This window comes from Eubacterium coprostanoligenes (genome assembly GCF_900167205.1).
Classification (GTDB): Bacteria; Bacillota; Clostridia; order Oscillospirales; family Acutalibacteraceae; genus Eubacterium_R; species Eubacterium_R coprostanoligenes.
On record NZ_FUWW01000002.1, the window covers coordinates 45,659 to 65,338 of the forward strand.

The 19,680-nt window shown below is 41.0% G+C and carries 19 protein-coding genes; 11 read left to right on the forward strand and 8 right to left on the reverse strand.

Annotated elements, in window-relative coordinates:
- Window positions 1-86: 86 nt before the first annotated feature.
- From B5D29_RS00960 to B5D29_RS01010, 11 genes are all read left to right on the forward strand, one after another.
- Window positions 87-1,193 carry a galactose ABC transporter substrate-binding protein gene (locus tag B5D29_RS00960; protein ID WP_078767704.1) on the forward strand — a complete coding sequence of 369 codons (1,107 nt, stop codon included), beginning with the start codon at window positions 87-89 and terminating at the stop codon, window positions 1,191-1,193.
- Between the two features lie 84 nt (window positions 1,194-1,277).
- Complete coding sequence (locus B5D29_RS00965) at window positions 1,278-2,810, forward strand: sugar ABC transporter ATP-binding protein (protein ID WP_078767705.1); 1,533 nt, start codon at window positions 1,278-1,280, stop codon at window positions 2,808-2,810.
- Between the two features lie 13 nt (window positions 2,811-2,823).
- Window positions 2,824-3,918 (forward strand): galactose/methyl galactoside ABC transporter permease MglC, encoded by a 1,095-nt coding sequence (locus B5D29_RS00970; RefSeq protein ID WP_143406702.1) that lies wholly within the window; start codon window positions 2,824-2,826, stop codon window positions 3,916-3,918.
- Between the two features lie 49 nt (window positions 3,919-3,967).
- Window positions 3,968-4,336: an InlB B-repeat-containing protein gene (locus B5D29_RS00975; RefSeq protein WP_078767706.1), complete on the forward strand. Its 369-nt coding sequence runs from the start codon at window positions 3,968-3,970 to the stop codon at window positions 4,334-4,336.
- Between the two features lie 179 nt (window positions 4,337-4,515).
- Window positions 4,516-6,060 (forward strand): InlB B-repeat-containing protein, encoded by a 1,545-nt coding sequence (locus tag B5D29_RS00980; protein WP_078767707.1) that lies wholly within the window; start codon window positions 4,516-4,518, stop codon window positions 6,058-6,060.
- Window positions 6,061-6,098: 38 nt separating this feature from the next.
- A complete protein-coding gene (locus B5D29_RS00985; RefSeq protein ID WP_078767708.1) occupies window positions 6,099-7,019 on the forward strand; it encodes a zinc dependent phospholipase C family protein in 921 nt (306 codons plus the stop codon).
- A complete protein-coding gene (locus B5D29_RS00990) occupies window positions 7,019-8,425 on the forward strand; it encodes a cellulase family glycosylhydrolase (protein WP_078767709.1) in 1,407 nt (468 codons plus the stop codon). The genes B5D29_RS00985 and B5D29_RS00990 overlap by 1 nt, the downstream gene beginning before the upstream one ends.
- A gap of 101 nt (window positions 8,426-8,526) precedes the next feature.
- On the forward strand, window positions 8,527-9,090 hold the full coding sequence (locus tag B5D29_RS00995; RefSeq protein ID WP_078767710.1) for a glycerol-3-phosphate responsive antiterminator: 564 nt from the start codon (window positions 8,527-8,529) through the stop codon (window positions 9,088-9,090).
- A 243-nt stretch (window positions 9,091-9,333) separates the two neighbouring features.
- Complete coding sequence (locus B5D29_RS01000; protein WP_078767711.1) at window positions 9,334-10,770, forward strand: NAD(P)/FAD-dependent oxidoreductase; 1,437 nt, start codon at window positions 9,334-9,336, stop codon at window positions 10,768-10,770.
- On the forward strand, window positions 10,767-12,023 hold the full coding sequence (locus tag B5D29_RS01005) for an NAD(P)/FAD-dependent oxidoreductase (protein WP_078767815.1): 1,257 nt from the start codon (window positions 10,767-10,769) through the stop codon (window positions 12,021-12,023). Before B5D29_RS01000 ends, B5D29_RS01005 begins: the two co-directional genes overlap by 4 nt.
- Window positions 12,020-12,370: a DUF1667 domain-containing protein gene (locus tag B5D29_RS01010; protein ID WP_078767712.1), complete on the forward strand. Its 351-nt coding sequence runs from the start codon at window positions 12,020-12,022 to the stop codon at window positions 12,368-12,370. Before B5D29_RS01005 ends, B5D29_RS01010 begins: the two co-directional genes overlap by 4 nt.
- An 80-nt stretch (window positions 12,371-12,450) precedes the next feature.
- Here B5D29_RS01010 and B5D29_RS01015 read toward each other — a convergent pair whose 3' ends face one another.
- The 8 genes from B5D29_RS01015 to B5D29_RS01050 form a co-directional block, all read right to left on the reverse strand.
- On the reverse strand, window positions 12,451-13,002 hold the full coding sequence (locus tag B5D29_RS01015; protein ID WP_078767713.1) for a CpaB family protein: 552 nt from the start codon (window positions 13,000-13,002) through the stop codon (window positions 12,451-12,453).
- 1 nt (window position 13,003) lies between these two features.
- Window positions 13,004-13,204 carry a DUF1858 domain-containing protein gene (locus B5D29_RS01020; RefSeq protein WP_078767714.1) on the reverse strand — a complete coding sequence of 67 codons (201 nt, stop codon included), beginning with the start codon at window positions 13,202-13,204 and terminating at the stop codon, window positions 13,004-13,006.
- Between the two features lie 72 nt (window positions 13,205-13,276).
- Entirely contained in the window at window positions 13,277-13,780 is a 504-nt protein-coding gene (locus B5D29_RS01025; RefSeq protein ID WP_078767715.1) for an S-ribosylhomocysteine lyase, read from the reverse strand.
- Between the two features lie 75 nt (window positions 13,781-13,855).
- Window positions 13,856-14,701 carry an RluA family pseudouridine synthase gene (locus tag B5D29_RS01030; protein ID WP_078767716.1) on the reverse strand — a complete coding sequence of 282 codons (846 nt, stop codon included), beginning with the start codon at window positions 14,699-14,701 and terminating at the stop codon, window positions 13,856-13,858.
- Between the two features lie 42 nt (window positions 14,702-14,743).
- Entirely contained in the window at window positions 14,744-15,595 is an 852-nt protein-coding gene (locus tag B5D29_RS01035; protein WP_078767717.1) for a DegV family protein, read from the reverse strand.
- Window positions 15,596-15,667: 72 nt separating this feature from the next.
- Entirely contained in the window at window positions 15,668-18,091 is a 2,424-nt protein-coding gene (locus B5D29_RS01040) for a hypothetical protein (protein WP_078767718.1), read from the reverse strand.
- An 8-nt stretch (window positions 18,092-18,099) separates the two neighbouring features.
- Window positions 18,100-18,879: a 23S rRNA (guanosine(2251)-2'-O)-methyltransferase RlmB gene (gene rlmB / locus B5D29_RS01045; protein ID WP_078767719.1), complete on the reverse strand. Its 780-nt coding sequence runs from the start codon at window positions 18,877-18,879 to the stop codon at window positions 18,100-18,102.
- 99 nt (window positions 18,880-18,978) lie between these two features.
- Window positions 18,979-19,557, reverse strand: a complete 579-nt coding sequence (locus B5D29_RS01050) for an ECF transporter S component (protein WP_078767720.1) — start codon at window positions 19,555-19,557, stop codon at window positions 18,979-18,981.
- Between the last annotated feature and the right edge of the window lie 123 nt (window positions 19,558-19,680).

Sequence of the window (19,680 nt, forward strand, 5' to 3'; positions counted from 1 at the left end):
ATAAGATTTTACATTCTCATTTCAATTGACCAACGATATAATGAAGATGCTAAATGACTTAACAATAATTTAAGGAGGTAATCTTTATGAAAAAGATGAAAAAGTTATTTGCACTGCTTTTGGCAGTAGTGATGGTTGTCGGCTTTGCCGCATGCTCATCCAACAAGGGTGACGATTCAAAGACCGAAGCACCAAAGAACAAGGGTGAAATATCTGTATTCTATTACACATTCAGTGATGCTTATATTTCTACCGTTCGTTCTTCAATGGACAAAATCTTAAAGGATTCAGGCTACACCTTCAACGATTATGATGCTAACGGCAATCAGACAACACAGACCGAGCAGGTTCAGACAGCTCTTGCAAAAGGCTCATCAATGCTTATTGTAAATGTTGTTGATACAGGCTCAAACGACGCTGCACAGAACATCATCAATCTTGCAAAGGCAAAGAATGTTCCTGTTGTATTCTTCAACCGTTCAGTTGATCAGTCAGTTATCGAAAGCTATGAAAAGTGCGTATTCGTAGGTACAGACTACGAGCAGGCAGGTCATATGCAGGGTAAGATGATTGGCGAATATCTTGTTGAAAATTACGATAAGTACGACCTTAACGGCGACGGCAAGATCAGCTATGTAATGTTCAAGGGTCAAGAAGGTAACATGGAAGCTATCGCTCGTACACAGTATGGTGTTGAGGATGCAAACACAGTTCTCAAAGAAGCAGGCAAGCCTGAACTTGAATTCTACGACAGCGCAAACAAGAACAAGTATCTTGTTGACCAGGACGGTCTTTGGTCATCAGCTGCTGCAACAAACTATATGAGCACAGCTCTTGCACAGTATACAGAAGCTAACAAGAATATGATTGAACTTGTTATTGCAAACAACGACGAAATGGCTCTTGGTGCAGTTTCTGCTCTCCAGACAGCAGGCTACAACAAAGAGGGCGGCAGATACATCCCTGTATTTGGTGTTGACGCAACAGACGCTGCAAAGTCAGCAATCAAGGCAGGCACAATGGTTGGTACAATCAAGCAGGACGCTGAAGGTATGGCAACCGCAATCACAACAATTATGAAGAACTACCTTGACGGAGCAAACGCTCTTGACGGTATTGATACCGAAAATGTAGTAGGCACATGGAGAGTTAACATCCCTTACTCTGCATACACAGCAGATAGTGCCGAATAATTAAATTCTACGGTGTCAATTAGAATCTCTACGGTTGGGGCTTTATGCCTCAACCGTAAATAAATGCAGATAGGAGAGATAGCTATGCAGAAAAATGTAAACATATCCGATGCTGCTGACAAAGATGTATTGTTAAAAATGGTTGATATAGAAAAGTCATTCCCCGGTGTTAAAGCTCTTGACCACGCCCAGCTTACGGTAAAGCGAGGCACGGTTCATGCTCTTATGGGCGAAAACGGAGCCGGCAAATCAACACTTATGAAGTGCCTTTTCGGTGTTTACAGCAAGGACAGCGGTCAAATCTATGTTGACGGCAAGGAGGTTAACTACAAGAACTCCAAGGAAGCCCTTGAAAACGGCGTTGCTATGGTGCATCAGGAACTTAACCAAGCACTCAAGCGCAATGTTATGGATAATATGTGGCTCGGAAGATTTCCACAGGTGTCAAAATTTGTTCCGTTTACAAGCGAAAAGAAAATGTATGACGAAACAATGAAGGTTTTTAAAGACCTTGATATAAATGTTGACCCAAAAACTGTTATGAGCACAATGTCCGTTTCTCAAAGACAGATGGTTGAAATTGCAAAGGCAGTTTCGTACAATTCAAAAATTATTGTTTTTGATGAGCCGACCTCATCACTCACAGAAGAAGAGGTTGAGCATTTGTTCCGCATCATCAATATGCTTCGTGACAGAGGCTGCGGAATTATCTATATTTCTCACAAAATGGAGGAAATCCTCCGTATTTCCGATGAAGTCACCATCATGCGTGACGGCAAGTGGATTGCCACAAGACCTGCAAGTGAGCTTACAATGAACGAAATCATCAAGCTTATGGTAGGTCGTGAGCTTACAAACCGTTATCCTGAAAAGGATAATGTGATTGGCGATGTGCTTTTGAAGGTTGAAAATCTCAGTGCAGAATACACAAATCTCACAGATGTATCCTTTGAAGCAAATAGGGGAGAAATCCTCGGTGTTGCAGGACTTGACGGCTCCGGCAGAACCGAGCTTTTGGAACAGATATTCGGTATCACAACAAGACGCTCGGGCAAGATTTTCCTTGACGGTAAAGAGGTTAAAAACAAGCACCCTAACGAAGCAATCAAAAACGGCTTTGCTCTTTTGACAGAGGAGAGGCGTGCAAATGGTATTTTCGGAATACTTAACATCAGGGAAAACACCACTATTTCAAGCTTGAAAAAATATCAGATAGGTCCGTTCCTCAACAAGAAAAAGATGAAGGATACTACTGAAGAATATATCAAGTCATTAAGGGTAAAGACCCCTAATCAGGAAACAAAAATCAGTTCTTTGTCGGGTGGTAATCAGCAAAAGGTTATCCTTGCAAGATGGTTGCTTACCGACCCTACCGTGCTTCTTTTGGATGAGCCTACAAGAGGTATTGATGTAGGTGCAAAGTACGAGATTTATCAGCTTATTCTCGATCTTGCCAAAAAGGGCAAAACCGTAATTATGGTATCGTCCGAAATGCCGGAACTTCTCGGCGTGTGCGACAAAATTCTTGTTATGTCGGGCGGTAGACTTTCGGGTGAAGTGGATGCAAAGACAACCACCCAGGAAGAAATTATGACCCTTGCGGCAAAATATGTATAAGGAGGATTCCACTATGGCTGAGCAAAATGTTAAAAAAATGAAAAAGCCGTCAAGAGTTTCCCTTTGGATAAATAAATTCAAGGAGGCAAGCCCTGACGATAAAAAAAGACTTATCACAGATTTGTTGTTCAACAACGCAATGTACATCATCATCGCAATTGCAGTTATCTTTATTGCGGTAAAAGTTCCGGCGTTCTTGAGCGTATCATCAATCGTAAATATTATTTCGCTTACAGCGGCAAAGTTGCCTATCGCACTTGGTATCGCAGGATGTATCGTACTTACAGGTACAGATATTTCTGCCGGTCGATGCGTTGGTCTTACTGCCTGCGTTGCGGCATCTCTTTTGCAGATGACGGATTATGCAAACAAAATGTTCCCTAACCTTAAGACAATGCCTCTAATCGTTGTGTTCCTTGCAGTAATTGCAATCGGCGCAGTTGTCGGTGTTGTAAACGGTTTCTTTGTTGCAAAGTTCAAGCTTCATCCGTTCATCGTAACTCTTTTTACCCAGCTTATCGTATTCGGTACAGTTCTTATGTATCTTATGATCGGCGGTAACAACGGTCAAACTCTTTCAGGTCTTGACCCATCATACACAAGTTTCATCACAGGCACATTGTTCACAATCGGCGGTGTTGCCATTCCAAAATATGTCCTTTATTCCATCATCCTCACAGCAATTATGTGGGTTATCTGGAACAAGACAAAGTTTGGTAAGAATATGTTTGCAGTCGGTTCAAATGAAGAGGCTGCAAGAGTTTCAGGTGTAAATGTATTTATGACAATACTTATGGTATTTGTTCTTGCAGGTGTTATGTACGGCATCACAGGTTTCATTGAGGGCGCTCGTATTGCTTCTTGCTCTGCAAATACAGGTCTTAACTACGAATGTGACGCTATCGCAGCTTGCGTAATCGGCGGTGTATCTTTCGTAGGCGGTACAGGTAAAATCAGCGGTATCGTAATCGGCGTTCTTCTTTTGCAGATTATTTTCGCAGGTCTTAACTTCCTTTCTGTATCAGCAAATATGCTTTACATCATCAAGGGTGTAATCATCCTTGTTGCGTGCGCAATTGATATGCGTAAGTATCTTGCACGCAGATAATAATTATTCATTTTATCCCCCATTATCTCTTTGAAAGGCAGTGAAAACAATGGAAGATAACAACACAATGAGTCTAAATACTGAAAGAAAACCGGGCGGACTTTACAGAAATGTGAAGATGTCGGTTAAAACGGCGGACAGGTTGATTTTGATTGGTATTATCGTTCTGATTGCCTGTATGATTTTTGCGGTAAGTCACGCAGGCTTCACTGTCACTTTCAACACCGACGGCGGTTCGCAGATAGAAAACCAAAAGGTTATGTACGGTCAGCTCGTTGAGGTTGAAGAAAACCCGGTTAAAGAGGGTTACACATTCACCGGCTGGTATACAGACAAAGATTGCAAAAATCAGTTTGATGTGACCAAAGATAAGGTCAGCGACAGTATGACTTTGTATTCCGGCTGGGAAAAGAAATAGCTATTGTCTTAATGATTTATATTAACGAAAAGCAACTTGGACTTCGTGTTTGAGTTGTTTTTTGTTTGTCTAATTTATATAAATTAATTGCTTGTTTTCGAAATTGTGTTGTTAATTTTGTTGCAAAATGTTATAATTAAAATATAAGTGATTAATTCTGTGCTTTTTGAGGTGTACAAATGAAAAAAATTCTTGCTTTAATATTGTCGATTACAATGCTTTTGGGTGTATTTTCCGCAAGCAGTGTTGCATATGCTTACTCTAATTTGCCAGATACGGAAATTCCGTGGGGCTTGGTCAGTGGCAAATGCGGAAACAATGTGAATTATGAGCTTAACAAGGAAACAGGTGAATTGAAATTCACAGGAACAGGCGAAATGTACAGTTATAATAACAGTACAAACAAATCACCGTTCTTTCAAAGCAGTGATGTAAAAAATATTACTATTGCCGAGGGTGTAACTTCTATTGCTTCGTGCTTGTTTTATTCCTGCACCGCTATTTACGATATTGCAATACCAAACAGCGTAACATCTGTTGGTGACAATGCGTTTTATGCTTGCAATTCTTTGGTGTCGATTTATTATTATTCAACACAGGAAAAATGGAACGAAATGGCAATTGGCACAGGGAATGATTGTCTGTTTGAAGCAAATCTCTTCTTTGGACCCGATACAGAAGTTTTGGATTATTTGCTTTCAATTATAGACGGATATTCGCCTGAAGATTTTTCAGATAGCACATATAACGAACTTATGAATAGGATTAATTCCATTCCCGATGATTTAACCAATCTGTCGCAAAAGCAGGTGGATTCAATTGTTGAAAATATTTTGGACGGAATGAACGGACTTGACCCTTATCTTGAATTTGAGGTCAACGCACCAAACGGAACTTTTACCGTTCAGTATGGGGATGAGTCGAATGTCAGAAATGAAAATTCTGTGTTGTACGGAACTTCAGTAACATTGACAGCCACTCCGAACGAGGGCTACAAGTTTGTCGGTTGGTACGACACGGTCAATAATCTCTATTTCAGTAAAAACAGCGAATATACATTTACTGTAATTGCCAACACATATTTGAAGGCTGTGTTTGTGAAGAACGATTCTTCAACACTGACCTTCACAACATATACCAATTGGGTTAAATCGACCGTAACAAAAACTTTTGACGAGTGGAAAAATATGAATTCTATCGCCGATTTTGTACCTGAAGTTCCGTATAGATACGGTTATACAAACGGCAGATGGGTATATGATGAAGCCGATGTCCTTGCAAAATTGCAGGCAGGCGAGGATGTTTCAATTATTGCGGAATATGACAAAAAGAATGTGGAACTTCCTACTCCGCCGACACCTGTAAATAATGAACCTGCAACTGAATTGCATTATGATTTTGACGAAGAAACAAGCACAGCCTCTTTCTTGTTGGCAGTCGGATTGCCGGAAGATTGCAGAGTTGAATCAATGGGAATACTGTTTTATTACGATGATGCACAAACTTTTGACCCAACCAACTTTACGCTGTTTATCACAAATAAAATGATGGCGTCAAGATTCAATGTCGGAGAATTGAACGGTGTTTGCATTTCAAACATTCGCAATATGTCGTCAGATTATAATTGGGTAGCAAGGGGATATGTTTCCTATTACGAGGATGACGGCAGTCTTGTTACGCTTTATTCAAACCAAATTGAAGTTGTTGACAGACAGCAGATTTAACTTTTAAAAACATAAATTATTAAACAAAGGGTGATATTATGCCGGCATATTCAACGCATTATTTGTTTGCTTATGAGTTGATGGATGAGGTAAAGAAAAATGTGAATTTTGCAATTGATGAACAGGCGGTTTATATTGGCACGCAAGGTCCGGATATATTTTATGACCACAGAATTTTGCCGTGGATGTGTGGCAAAAGTTTGCGCAAGGTTGGCTCGATTTTGCACCGTGCAAAGCCGAGTGCTCTCTTTGACGCAATGCGTAGCTATGTAAACCAAAATCCGAATGACGATATTGCAAAATCATATGCGGTCGGTTTTGTTTTGCACTATGCACTTGACAGGGTGTGCCATCCGTACATCTATTTTATGCAGTATCGTTTTGAAAAATTGTATAGCGGTATGCACCATTTCACGGCGCACAATATGGCAGAATTCGGACTTGATTCGTATTTGCTGTATAAACGCTTGGGCGTGCAAAATCCCGCTTCGTTTGATACCGAAAAAACGCTTAATTATACCGATTTAACTCGCATGCATTGTGCAAAAATCATAAGTAGTTTTGTTTCAAACGCTACGGAAAAATTTGTCAGCACGGCAGATGCAGAGCAGGCAATTGATGATTTGCGATATATTCAGGCGGTAACTTTTGACCCAAAAAATAAACTTCGCAGAGTGATGAAACCGCTTGAAAATGTCGTTTCTCCGCTTGTAAAAGGTTTCAAGCCGTCATCAATGTTCAGAGTCGATGATATGCAGTATGCCGTTAAATTTGCAAATGTCAATCACGGTGCGTGGTCGTCACCGTTTAATAATATGAAAAGAAACGACAGCTTCGAGGATTTGTTTGAGCAGTCAAAGGCAGATGCAATCAAGCTGATTAAAGGCTTTTTTGATAATACCGATTTGGTCGAGTTGACAGAAGATTTGTCATTCTTGACAGGCGAAAGGGTGGAGTAATGTTTTATAAAGACGGGCTTGCGATTCGTGATGAATACGGCAGACAATGTATATTTAAGGGTGTAAATGTTTGCATAAAAAAAGATCATTTTAATTATTTTGTTTATAGAATGGAAAAGAAGTTTGACAAAATGTTTGCCGAGTATGTTGAAAACGGAATAAACATTATTCGTCTTGGCTTTAATTGGTCGGCGCTTGAACCTGAAAAGAATTGCTTTGACGAGCGTGCTTTCGGATTTTTGAAAAAGTTTGTCAGTACGGCACAGGATAATAATATTTATGTTCTTTTGGATGTGCATCAAGATTTGTATTGCAGCAAGTTCCGTTTTGGCGATGGTGCTCCAAGTTGGGCGACAAAGGATTATCCTCGCAAAAGACCTGTTGCAATTTGGGCAGAGGGATATTTCTATTTCAAGGATGTTCAAAGAGCGTTCAACGATTTTTGGCGAAACAAAAACAATGTGCAAACGGATTTTTCGGAATTCTGGGATAAAATTGTGCTTGAATTCAAAGGTTTTGATAATGTTATCGGCTACGACTTTCTCAATGAGCCGATGATTACCGATTATTCAAACAAAATCTTTTGCCGAATTGCAAGCAACGGTCTTAAAGAGGGCACAAATGAGGAATTCTGTGCCGAAAATTATTTTAAGAATGGCAGAGAAAGACGAGGATTTATCCGTATGTTTTTTGCCTTTATGTACAGGGTGAACAAACACGGCGGACTAAAGAAATTCTTGAACAAACTTGACAGCTACGAGGCTTTTGGCAATGCTGTTAAAGGACTTGAAAAATACACCGAGGGCTTCAACAGGGAATATTATCAGCCATTCGTTGATTCTATGGCAGATAAAATTGATGATGACAAACTTGCATTTTTTGAGCATAATTATTATTCAAATTTGGGTATTCCGTTTGAAATTCAAACAAAGGATAACTACATATATTCGCCTCACGCATATGATTTGTTCATTGATTCGCCACTGTACAACGATTATTCAAGCAACTCAAGAATAAAGTACATCATTGATTCAATCCGCAAAAATCAGCTGAAAATGAATGTTCCCGTTGTTATGGGCGAATGGGGCGGAAGCGCCCATAACGGTCATAAATGGGTTGAACATATTGATTACATTTATTCGCAGTTTGAAAAGTATCAGTGGTCGAGTATCTATTGGAATTATCGAATTCACGACAAAAAGTTCACATCTGTTATCAACCGACCATATCCTTGTGCCGTGTGCGGAAACATAATTGAATATTCAACCGATAACAACGGCAGAAGTTTTAGACTTGAATATGATTGTCAGGAAAACACTGCACCTACTGTGATTTATGTTCCGAATAAGGGCTATATCGAATTTGAAAATAAAATCGGAAGAAACATTATAACGCTGAATTATTAATTATAAAAAATCTTCTGTGTTTCCTGCTTGACTTGATGAAAAAAAGCAGTTACAATTATGTTGAAAATAGATGAAAATCCGTACAAAAGGGGGAACAGTGTATGGGATTTTTGGAAAACATCTTGGAGGACAGCCCTATAGTCGCTGCCGTCAAGGACGAGTCGGAACTTGAGCAATGTTTGAAAAGTCCGTGCCGAGTAGTGTTCGTGCTGTTTGGCGATTTGAACTCTGTGCCGGGAATTGTTGCAAAGTTGAAGGCATCGGGCAAAACAGTGTTTGTTCATGCCGATTTGGTCGAGGGTCTATCTGCTCGAGAGGCAGCGGTTGATTATTTGGTTCAAACTGCACAGCCGGATGGAATAATTTCCACTCGATTGCCGCTTCTTCGTTTTGCAAAGGCAAAAGGCTTGCACACAATTTTACGATTCTTTTTGATTGATTCCATCGCTATGGAAAACATCACTTCTATGAAAAACGAAAGATGCGTTGATATGATTGAAGTTATGCCGGGTCTGATGCCGAAAATTGTCAAACGAGTCAGTGCGTCCTGTGGCAAACCGATTATTGCAGGCGGACTTGTGACAGAAAAATCCGATGTTGTCAGTGCTCTTGAAGCAGGTGCAATTGCGGTTTCATCCACTAATATCGGCGTTTGGAGTATGTGAAAAAATTAACAATAAATATGTGAAAAATATAACAATAATGTGTTAAAAAATTAACGAAAAAATAATTTGTAGTTTATTATCTTTTTGTATTGACAGCACCGAAACTTTGTGTTATATTGATGGTACATCAAGTGCATAACAACCGAGAGATTTGAGCAACGGTAAAAAATGGAGAGGTTTACTCCATCTTTTTCCGTTGCTTTTTTGTTTTGTTGATATGCAAAATTAAGGGGGAAAACAAAAATGTATGATGTAGCGATTATAGGCGGCGGTATTGCCGGATGTGCTTGTGCCTATCGTTTGTCACGCTGTAATCTGCAAGTAGTAATGTTGGAGAAAGAGAACGACATCTGTATGGGTGCTACTCGTGCAAACAGTGCAATTATGCACGCAGGATACGACCCGCTTCCGGGCACACTTATGGCAAAGCTCAATGTTGAGGGCAATGCTATGAGCAGAGAGATTTGCAAAAAACTCAATGTATCTTGGAAAGACACGGGTTCATTGGTTTTGGCTTTGTGCGATGAGGATATGGACACATTGCAAAAACTTTTGGAGCGTGGTGTAGAAAACGGTGTTCCGGGATTGGAAATTTGGGATGCTGACAAGGTTCGTGAAAAAGAACCGAATGTAACAGAGAACACAAAGGGTGCTTTGTGGGCACCGACAGCAGCAATCGTAAATCCTTGGGAATTCGGGTTGGCTATGGCAGAGGTTGCAGTGCAAAACGGCTGTGAACTTCGTCGTCGCTTCACTGTTTCAAGCATTTCAAAGACAGACGGCGGATATGCTTTGTCAAATGGCGCAGACACAGTCGAGGCTCGTTATGTCATCAACGCTGCAGGCGTTTATTCAGACAAGATTAATAATTTGGTTGCAAAGCCATCATTCACAGTTGAGCCTACAGTCGGCGAATACTATTTGCTTGACAAGTGCGAGGGCACAAGAGTTTCAACAGTTATTTTCCAATGTCCCGGCAAAGAGGGCAAGGGTGTTTTGGTTTCACCTACCGTTCACGGCAATTTGATTGTCGGACCAAATGCTGTTGTTCGTCAGGACCCTGAAGACACTTCCGATACACCTGAAGGTCTTGCAGAGGTTAAGGCAAAGTCTGTTCGTATTGTTCCGGGCGTGGATTTCCGTCAGAACATCCGCAACTTTGCAGGCATGCGTGCAAACTCGACTGTTGATGATTTCATCATTGAATTTGCAGAAGAAAACTTCCTCAATGTAGCCGGTATTCGTTCACCGGGCTTGACCTCGGCACCTGCCATTGCACAGTATGTTGCAGAGCTTCTTGGTGAGGCAGGACTTGACCTCACAGAAAAAGAAGATTACATAGATTCTCGCAGAAAGGTTCATTTCAACAAAATGACACCTGAAGAGAAAAAGGCTTTGATTGCAGAAAATTCATCATACGGTCGAGTAATTTGCCGTTGCGAAACTGTAACAGAGGGCGAAATTTTAGACGCTATTCATTCACCGATTACACCGGTTTCCGTTGACGGTGTTAAACGACGCACAGGCGCAGGAATGGGACGCTGTCAGGGCGGTTTCTGCGGACCTCGTGTATTTGATTTGCTTGCTCGTGAGCTTGGTGTTTCACCACTCGAAATTTTACAAGATAAGGACGGCAGCGAAATTCTCACTGCTTGTACAAAAGAGGAGGTGCGTGCATAATGTATGATTTGATAGTTATCGGTGGTGGTCCTGCAGGTTTAGCAGCGGCTTACGCAGCTTGGAATAAAGGATTGAAGAACATCGCTATTTTGGAGCGTGACAAGGAGCTTGGCGGTATTCTTAATCAGTGTATACACAACGGCTTCGGTTTGCATTACTTCAAGGAGCAGTTGACAGGTCCTGAATACGCATCTCGTTTTGCAGAAATGGTTGCAGACACAGGCGTTGAGGTTTTCTTGGACACAATGGTGCTTCAGGTAACTCCTGAAAAGCAGGTTCACGCCGTAAGCAAAAAAGAGGGCTATCGTGTATTGGAAGCAAAGAGTATTGTGCTTGCAATGGGATGCAGAGAGCGTACCCGTGGCGCAATCTCTATTCCGGGCACTCGTCCGGCAGGCGTTCTTACAGCCGGTGCCGCTCAAAGATATGTAAATATTGAAGGCTATATGGTCGGAAAAAAGGTTGTTATTCTCGGTTCAGGCGACATTGGTTTGATTATGGCTCGCCGTATGACTCTTGAGGGTGCAAAGGTTCTTGCTTGCGTTGAGGTTATGCCTTATTCAGGCGGTTTGCAGCGTAATATTGTTCAGTGCCTTGAGGACTTCAACATTCCACTTTATCTTTCGCACACAATCACCGACATTCGTGGCAAGTCAAGAGTTGAGCAGGTTGTTGTTTCTGAAGTTGACGAACAGCGCCGTCCTATTCCGGGCACAGAAATGACCTTTGATTGCGATACAGTTTTGTTGTCGGTTGGTCTTATCCCTGAAAATGAGCTTACTCGTGACGCTGGAATTGAAATGGATTTCCGCACAAACGGTGCTTTGGTATACGAAAACAGAGAAACTTCTGCTCCCGGCATCTTCGCTTGTGGCAACGCACTTCATGTGCACGACCTTGTTGACTTTGTAACAGCAGAAAGTATGGCTGCCGGTGAAGCTGCTGCCGATTATGTTCAAAACGGCGAACTTGACCGTGAAAATACAATTAAGGTAGAAACAAATGCAAACATCAGCTACACCGTTCCTCAAAGATTCAGAGCAGACAGCAACGGAGTAGAATTCTATTTCCGTGTTCGCCGTGTGTTCAAGGAGAGCAAAATTCAAGTAATGTGTGGCGACAATGTGATTGCTTCGTTCAAGAGAGAGCATATGGCTCCGGGCGAAATGGAAAACATCAAAATTCCAAAAGCATTGTTGGATAGAATTGACGGCAACAGCATTACAATTTCAGCAGAGGAGGTTCAAGCATGACAAATTTAATTTGTATTATGTGCCCAAAGGGCTGTCATTTGAAAGTTGACGAAAAGCACGATTATGCAGTTACAGGCAATAACTGTCCAAAGGGTGCCGAATATGGCCACAATGAGTTGAAGAACCCAACAAGAGTAATCACCTCAACTGTTAGATTGAACAGCAAAAACGCTTGCCGTTTGCCTGTTAAAACAGATGGCGAAATTCCAAAATATATGATGGAAGAAGCAATGCGCCTGCTCGATAAAGCAGAAGTAACAGCACCTGTAAAGGTTGGAGATGTTGTGATTGACAATGTTTTCCGCACAGGAGTTAACTTTGTTGCAACTAAAACAGTAGAAGAATAATTGCTGAATATATTTTGACAAACAAAAAACCGAGATTTACATTGTGAATCTCGGTTTTAAATATTCTGTTTTGCAATGGCTTATACAAAATGTCTGAGTGCGTTGTCGAGGCTCAAATCATCCATTGCTTCAAGCTCTGTTTTGCCACTCATAACTTTGTTGTCTTTTACTTCAAAGGTAAATGACGAATCAGGGAATTGGTCAGGTAAATCCTTGATTGTTATTTTGCCGTTTGAGTAAGAATAAACGCTGTATCCCTTGGTGTATTCGGCGTCAAGACCGCTGATTGTTTCGTTGCCGAAATATGCAAGGTTCACTTGGTTGTTTTTGTCAAACTGAAAAACATACACTGTCAGTTTTTCATCATCGTAAAGGTACCAATATTTGCCTTGTACGGCTTTTGGGACTTCTGCCGAAGTCTTTTTTGTTGATTCTTCGGTGATTGTGACAACTTCATCTTCTTTTTGCAAAGGAGATGTTGCCGGAACAGTTGTGTCCTTTGTTACGGATTGTGATACTTTGGTTTCAGGTTGTTTATCGTTTTTTGACGCCTGGGTTGAATATATCACAACACCGACTGCAACTGCAAAAACTATGGCAAGTATAATTGCCAAAATTTTTTTGTTTTTCATTTTATTTATTTGCCAAGTAGTCCTGAATGTTCTTCAATACTTTGTCAGAATCAAGACCGTGCACTTGGCATGCCTCCTCGAGTGATTCGCCGATTGATGCAGGGCAACCTACACAGTGCATACCTGCTTCCATAAGAACAACAGCAATGCCTCTGTCGTATTCAATCATATCGCCCATTGTGGTTTGCTTTGTAATTTCCATATTCTAAACTTCCTTTCGTCTGCTATTATTATCTGTCTTTAAGACAATTGTATACTATCATATCTTTTATTGTTAGTCAACAGGATTGTCTGTTGTTTTTTCGTCATCTTCAACAGGAGCAACAGGGTATGCAAGGTCATCTTTTGTCCAATCCTTGATGACATTCAAAAAGTGCTTTGCTTCTTCCTTGGCTTGAGGAAGATTGTGCTCAAGGCAGTTTCCGCATTCGTTTGGAGATGCGTTTGGAATTCTGCCCCAAAAATCAAGAACATAGTTGAACGCATCCTTGATGAGTTCAACAGAATATTTGTCGCTCAAATTCTTTGTGAGAAGATAAAATCCTGTTCTGCTTCCCATAGGTCCAAAGAAAATAATGTTGTCCGCAAATTCAACAGTTTTAAGATAAGTGTTGATGATGTGCTCAAGAGTGTGGATTGCAGAATTTGTGAGCACTTGCTCCTTGTTTGGAGCTTTCATTCTGATGTCATATGTTGTAATATCGTCATTTATTTTGTAAAGGTAAATACCTTCCTCAAGAATGTTGTAGTCAAGGTCTTCACTTGGATTGAGTTTCATAATTATCCCTCCATATATGATTGATTATTTATATTTTACCACATTTGGTATATTTTTTCTACTGTTAATTTAAAATTATACAAGATTTTTCATATCGTTTGGAAAATCGCAGGTGATGTGCATGGGCTTTTCTGTTATCGGATGTGTAAAGCAAATGTCTTTACAGTGTAAAGCCTGTCTGCTTATCATTGAACAGTCGCCTCCGTACAGTTTATCTCCGAGCAAGCTGTGCCCGATGTGTTCCATATGCACTCTGATTTGGTGTGTTCGCCCTGTTTTCAGGTTGAATTTTATAAGAGTTGCGTTGCCGTTTGATTTGATAGGGAAGTATTCGGTAATTGCCGTTTCTCCGTTTTCATCAACCTTGCGTTTTATGATGCTGTCACCGCATCGTGCAATCGGAGCGTTAACAATTCCGTCATTTTCTATCGTTCCGTCAACAACCGCATAGTAGTCTTTTTTGATTTTGCCTGCAAGTTTTGCGGCGGCAAGTTCATTTTTTGCAACAAGCACAAGTCCGCTTGTGTCACGGTCGAGCCTGTATACAGCCCTAAACGCCATATTCTCTCCGCAGTGATATGCCACAAAATTTGAAAGTGTGTCGCCGATGTGATTTCTGCTTTCGTGAACCGGCATAAGCGGAGGTTTGTTTAGTACAATTATGTCCTCGTCCTCATACGGAATTTCAATATCAATGCACATCGGTCGGGCAATAGAACCTGAATTCTCGATTTTTATTGTAAGAGTGTCGCCGGTTGATAATTCTTCTATCGTTTTTGCAAACACTCCGTTTTTTGTTATTCCGTTTTCGGTGTGCTTCAGTTTTGTGAGCAATGAAGCAGACACGCCGAATTCTCGCAAAAAAGTTCTTATTGGTTTTTTGTCATCTTTTTCGGTGATTTCAAAATTGATTATTCTCATAGTTAAAAAATATCCCTGCCGAACTAACGACAGGGTGTTTTGTTATTTTGTAAATGAAACGATAAGACCGCCGTTTGCAGCATAAACGGAGTTAAGTCCGCTGGCTTTTACGATTTCGATTGAACCAAAGCCGGCACTCTCGAGCTTTTCTGCAACAAGTTTTGCCTTGTCCTCGCAACAAACATGAGAAAGAATGATTCTTTGCTCGCTTGGATTGCTGTCTTTAACCTCGTTTGCAATGATTGTTGCCATTTTAATCAACGCTCTGTTTGCGCTGAATTCTTGACCTGCAAGTTTTACAGAACCCTCTTGTGTTCTTTCGCAGATTAATTTGAGCTTAATCTTTTTGAGAATTGTTGCAGCCATAGCGTAAAGTCTGCCGTTTTGGTTGAGAACATCTAGTGACTCAAGACAAAAATAAAGTGCTGTGTGGTTAACAATAAAGTCCTCAACAGTGGAAACTATTGTGTTGAAGTCTGCACCGCTGTCGCCAAGCTCCTTGATTTTTTCTGCAATGAGGCTTTCAAGTCCTGATGTTGCAAGGGAATTGAACACATGAACATTTTTGCCTGAATGTTCCTCCTCAAAGAGCATTTTGCCCCGAAGAGCACTGTTGTATGTGCCTGAAAGTTTGTCTGTGATTGTCAAAACATAGATGTCGTCCTCGTCACAATCCATTGCACTTGCAAATGCTTCCGGTGACGGACAAGCTGTTTTTGGAACATTCTTTGATTCAAGCGTTCTTCTGATGAAGTCGTCTTGGTCAAAATTCTCATCATCTTGTATGGAGTAGTCGTCAATGTTGAGTGTCAACGGAACAAATGTGATGTTGTCCCAATCTTTCATTCTTTCGGTTCTGTCGCAGCAACTGTCTGCAATTATTCTAAAACTCATAGGTTATCTACCTTTATATTTATTGATTTGTGTTTTTATTATATTCATTATTGTCTGCATTGTCAATAATAACTAAAAGCCTATTCTTCTTAATTTTGACACGGCAAGCACAAATGCACTCCAAACAATTTGGCTGACAATAATTGCAGTGTCGGTAATTTGGCTGTACCAACCCACAATTCCGAGTGTGGCAACGGTTGCAAAGCCGAGAGTACTGCCAAAAGTTGTTAAAAATGCAATTATTCTTTTTGTGCTGTTTACGGTGAGTGCACCTCGCATTGAAGAAATAAGACCTTTCGCCGTGCCGTTGTGCACAACATAAGCCGGTGATTTTTCAACCTGCATATCAGAATATTTTTCAAACACTCTTGCCGCTTGTCTGTTCATCACCTTGATGTAGCCTTTTGGCAAATCAAAAAGATTTGCAAGGCTTTCTTCATTGATGTATGGGTCACTGCTCTTTACAATCAGCGTTATTCCTGTTTTTTCAAGCTTAATGAGTTCTCGCTTGAGGTCAGGGTCGGCACTGTACGACACAACAAACATTGCCATAATTTTGCCGTCTACAGCAAGGTACAGAGCTTTTCTGTTGCGTCGTGTGTATTTTTGTTCAAAGCTGATTTTTGGAACATTTACGCCGTGATTTATGAGCAAGTTTCTGTTGCCCACAAGAACTTTTTTGTGATAAACCCAGGCGGAAGTGCCCATTTGTTCTTCGTATTGAACGCTGTCAACCTTTGGCAAAATGGATTGTTTGCCAATGATAACATCGTCAAAAACATGGGCAAGCGGACTTTTTGTTTTTATGATTACTGCCGCCGCATAGATAATAGCGTCATCAATTTTTGTGTTGTTAAAAACCTTTATTCCGTGCAAATCACAGCCTTGTGAGCCAAAAAGATTTGCCGCTTCAAGCACAATTGCATCGGTTGAGGCTGCCATTTGTGCACCCTCAAATCCGCACACTCGTGCACCGTATTTGTCAAGCTCTGCCGACATATCGGTGAGCACATTGTTCATAATGAACAGCAGTGATACAGGGGTTGAAATTGTCAATGCACACACGGCAGTGTTGATTCCTGTGCCCCAATTGTCCTTTAATCCGATAATAACAAGCAACAATCCGCTGAGCAAAAACATAAGCGGTGTGAGTACTCTTGCTGTTTTGTCCGATGGCTCGCTCTTGCAACTGATTTCCATAAAGTTTGTCGGCAAATCGGTTTTTACGCTTGTTTTGATTATTGCGTCATCTTCGTCAACATTGCCTCTGCACAGCACCTTGACATCAAGCACATTTGCAATGTTTTCAAGGCAGTAAATTTCACCGCTGTTGATGATGAAATCAAAGTTGTCAATGATTCTTATAAGAATTTGTCGTTTGCCAAGCAGTGCCAAAATATATGCAAATGCAAGTGCCGAACCGAGGAACACACCGTTGTTCAGCCACAAATCCTCATGGGCTGCAAATGCAATTGTTTGAGCCGACACAACAAGGCTTAACAGCGAAACGGAAAAGTCGCTGTTTATTCCTTTTTTAAAATTGAAGCCGTGTATGAAAATGTTAAAGTTCACAACAATTGTGAGCAGTGACAAAACAGATGCAGTAATGAAGAATTTGTCATTTTCTGCAATTGATTGTGGCAGGTACTCTGTGTCTTTAAACACGGTTAACAACAGCAGAATTCCAAACAAAACACAAGAAATGATTGTTTGAATACCGATTCTTGATTTCTTCTTTAGCAGGGAGGTGAGTATAGCCTGCCTGTCGTCTTTTGTTTTGTAGTCTTTTTCTTCGTAATCTCTGTCGCCAAGCTCCGTGTCTGTTTCGTCAGGACCGAAAAGACGGAATTTGTTGACCTTTTCTTTTCGTTGCTCGTTGAGTAGCTTTTCGGCTTCTTCTTCGTCAATGGTGGGAACTTCTTCCGTCATATCGTCAAAGCCCTCAAAGCACATCTGAATTCCTGTTTCTTCTTCGAGGTCGTCATTGCCGTCAAGGTATTTGCTCAAATTCTCTCTTGCAACAATAGTCGGAACTTCCTGCAATCTGTCAGGACTTTTGTTTTCGCTTTTCGGCGTGAGGATAACAGGTCGTGTTTTGTCTGTCGGAATAATAGGCTTTTCAAAAATCTCGTCATCGTCCGAATCGAGCACCTTTGTTTTGTTGGCGGATTTCGGAAGTATTTGAGTGTGTTCTTTTACATCGAAATCATCGTATGTTTTAATTGGTTTTTTCTTGCTGAATTTTGGGAATGCAATTGTCTTTTCCGATGCTTTTTTCGATTTTGACGGCACAAATTCCTTTATGTCCTCTTCCTCGTCGCTTAACTCCTCAACCTTTTTCATAACCGCTTCGCTGTCAATGGTAACCTCGTCAATAGCCGAGCGAGCCATCTCGTCCAAATTTTTTTGGGCGTCTTTTAGCTGTTGTTCAGCTTGAGCTTTGATTATTTCTGCTTTTTTAATGATTTCGTCAATAGAAAGATTATTGTCGCTCATTATTTCTCCTACTTATCAAGTCGTTGTCTTGCGATTTCGTACATCAATATGCCTGCCGCAACGGAAGCGTTCAGGCTGTTTACCTTGCCGAGCATAGGCAAGCTGACTGTGACATCGCATTTTTCTTTGATGAGTCTGCCGACTCCGTCACCCTCGTTGCCCACAACAAGGCACGCACCGCCCGAAAAATCGGTCTTGTCCCAACGCTGACCGTCCATATCTGCGGCATATACCCATATGTTTTTCTTTTTTAATTCGTCAATTGTTGATGCAAGGTTTGTCACTCTTGCAACTTTCATATATTCAAGAGCACCGCAACTTGTTTTTGCAACAATAAAGTTGAGCCCCACATTTCGTCTTTTTGGAATGATAATTCCGTGTGCACCGCACGCTTCGGCTGTTCTGATGATTGCTCCGAGGTTGTGGCTGTCCTCAATTTCGTCACACATAATGATGAACGGAGCTTCGCCCTTTTCCTCTGCATATGCAAGAATTTCGTCAACAGTTGAATACTCGTGAGCCGGAACATTAGCCACAACTCCTTGGTGATTACCGCCCGGAGCTAAAAAGTCGAGCTTCTTTCTGTCAACATTTTTTATTACAATTTTCTTTTCCTTGCAAAGACCGATAATTCTGTTGATTGAGCCTTCACGCTCACCCTTTGCAATAAGCACATTTTCAACCTCTCTGTCACTTTTGAGAAGCTCTGTCACAGCGTTTCTGCCGATGACGAGGTTGTCGTTCGTTCTGTAATCTCTGTCTTTTTCTTTTTCGCTTTCGTATTTCATATTTTCCACCGATTTTTATTTTATTGTAGATATTATAACATTTTTCAATCTTTTGCACAACATAAAAATACCGACCTGTGCAAAGTCGGTATTTGTTAGTCATATTTGTGTTTTATTAAATTGCTTTTTGCCAATGTCGATGACTCTTACAATAACAGAAGCCAAAACCATATTGATGCCAAGTTCAACGGCGAAGTTAACTGATACAAGACCGGTTACAACGGTTGCAAAACCTGTTGTGCCGAATACAGAAACCAACCATTCTTGGAAGAAGAGATAGCAACCTGCAAGGAATATGCCTGTGTTGACTATCGGGCAAGCAATACCTGCCAAAACAACTGCAACGGTTTTGTTCTTGCTTTCAAGTGCTTTGTATATCAATCCTGCAACAAGACCTGCAAGCATACCTTTGAGTAAAACAGTAACCACTGTTCCTGCCGGGTTGATGGTCATAAATGCTGCCGCATCACCGCTGATAAGAACACTGACGCCAAATGCAACGCCGAGCCATGCTCCTGCACCGATGCCGTAAAGAGCAGCGCCGATAACGATAGGTGCAAGCACCAATGTGATTGAAAACGGTCCGAATTTGATAGATGCCGCAAGAAGCTGGAGGGCAACTATGATAGCGGTGAAAAGACCGATGCCCACTATCTTTTGTGTTTTTGTGTTTTTCATATTCAATTTTCCTTTCTGCTACTGTTCCAAAGCTCTGCGAATAACACATAAAATCGCTTTAGCCGAGAAAGATATTTTTCTCTGTGGATACAATGCGGTGTTATTATAGTACTTCATATACCA

Bases quoted from the DNA above. Each gene is read 5' to 3' on its own strand.
- B5D29_RS00960 (WP_078767704.1), top strand. From the start codon at position 87: ATGAAAAAGATGAAAAAGTTATTTGCACTGCTTTTGGCAGTAGTGATG.
- B5D29_RS00965 (WP_078767705.1), top strand. From the start codon at position 1,278: ATGCAGAAAAATGTAAACATATCCGATGCTGCTGACAAAGATGTATTG.
- B5D29_RS00970 (WP_143406702.1), top strand. From the start codon at position 2,824: ATGGCTGAGCAAAATGTTAAAAAAATGAAAAAGCCGTCAAGAGTTTCC.
- B5D29_RS00975 (WP_078767706.1), top strand. From the start codon at position 3,968: ATGGAAGATAACAACACAATGAGTCTAAATACTGAAAGAAAACCGGGC.
- B5D29_RS00980 (WP_078767707.1), top strand. From the start codon at position 4,516: ATGAAAAAAATTCTTGCTTTAATATTGTCGATTACAATGCTTTTGGGT.
- B5D29_RS00985 (WP_078767708.1), top strand. From the start codon at position 6,099: ATGCCGGCATATTCAACGCATTATTTGTTTGCTTATGAGTTGATGGAT.
- B5D29_RS00990 (WP_078767709.1), top strand. From the start codon at position 7,019: ATGTTTTATAAAGACGGGCTTGCGATTCGTGATGAATACGGCAGACAA.
- B5D29_RS00995 (WP_078767710.1), top strand. From the start codon at position 8,527: ATGGGATTTTTGGAAAACATCTTGGAGGACAGCCCTATAGTCGCTGCC.
- B5D29_RS01000 (WP_078767711.1), top strand. From the start codon at position 9,334: ATGTATGATGTAGCGATTATAGGCGGCGGTATTGCCGGATGTGCTTGT.
- B5D29_RS01010 (WP_078767712.1), top strand. From the start codon at position 12,020: ATGACAAATTTAATTTGTATTATGTGCCCAAAGGGCTGTCATTTGAAA.
- B5D29_RS01015 (WP_078767713.1), bottom strand. From the start codon at position 13,002: ATGAAAAACAAAAAAATTTTGGCAATTATACTTGCCATAGTTTTTGCA.
- B5D29_RS01020 (WP_078767714.1), bottom strand. From the start codon at position 13,204: ATGGAAATTACAAAGCAAACCACAATGGGCGATATGATTGAATACGAC.
- B5D29_RS01025 (WP_078767715.1), bottom strand. From the start codon at position 13,780: ATGAAACTCAATCCAAGTGAAGACCTTGACTACAACATTCTTGAGGAA.
- B5D29_RS01030 (WP_078767716.1), bottom strand. From the start codon at position 14,701: ATGAGAATAATCAATTTTGAAATCACCGAAAAAGATGACAAAAAACCA.
- B5D29_RS01035 (WP_078767717.1), bottom strand. From the start codon at position 15,595: ATGAGTTTTAGAATAATTGCAGACAGTTGCTGCGACAGAACCGAAAGA.
- B5D29_RS01040 (WP_078767718.1), bottom strand. From the start codon at position 18,091: ATGAGCGACAATAATCTTTCTATTGACGAAATCATTAAAAAAGCAGAA.
- rlmB (WP_078767719.1), bottom strand. From the start codon at position 18,879: ATGAAATACGAAAGCGAAAAAGAAAAAGACAGAGATTACAGAACGAAC.
- B5D29_RS01050 (WP_078767720.1), bottom strand. From the start codon at position 19,557: ATGAAAAACACAAAAACACAAAAGATAGTGGGCATCGGTCTTTTCACC.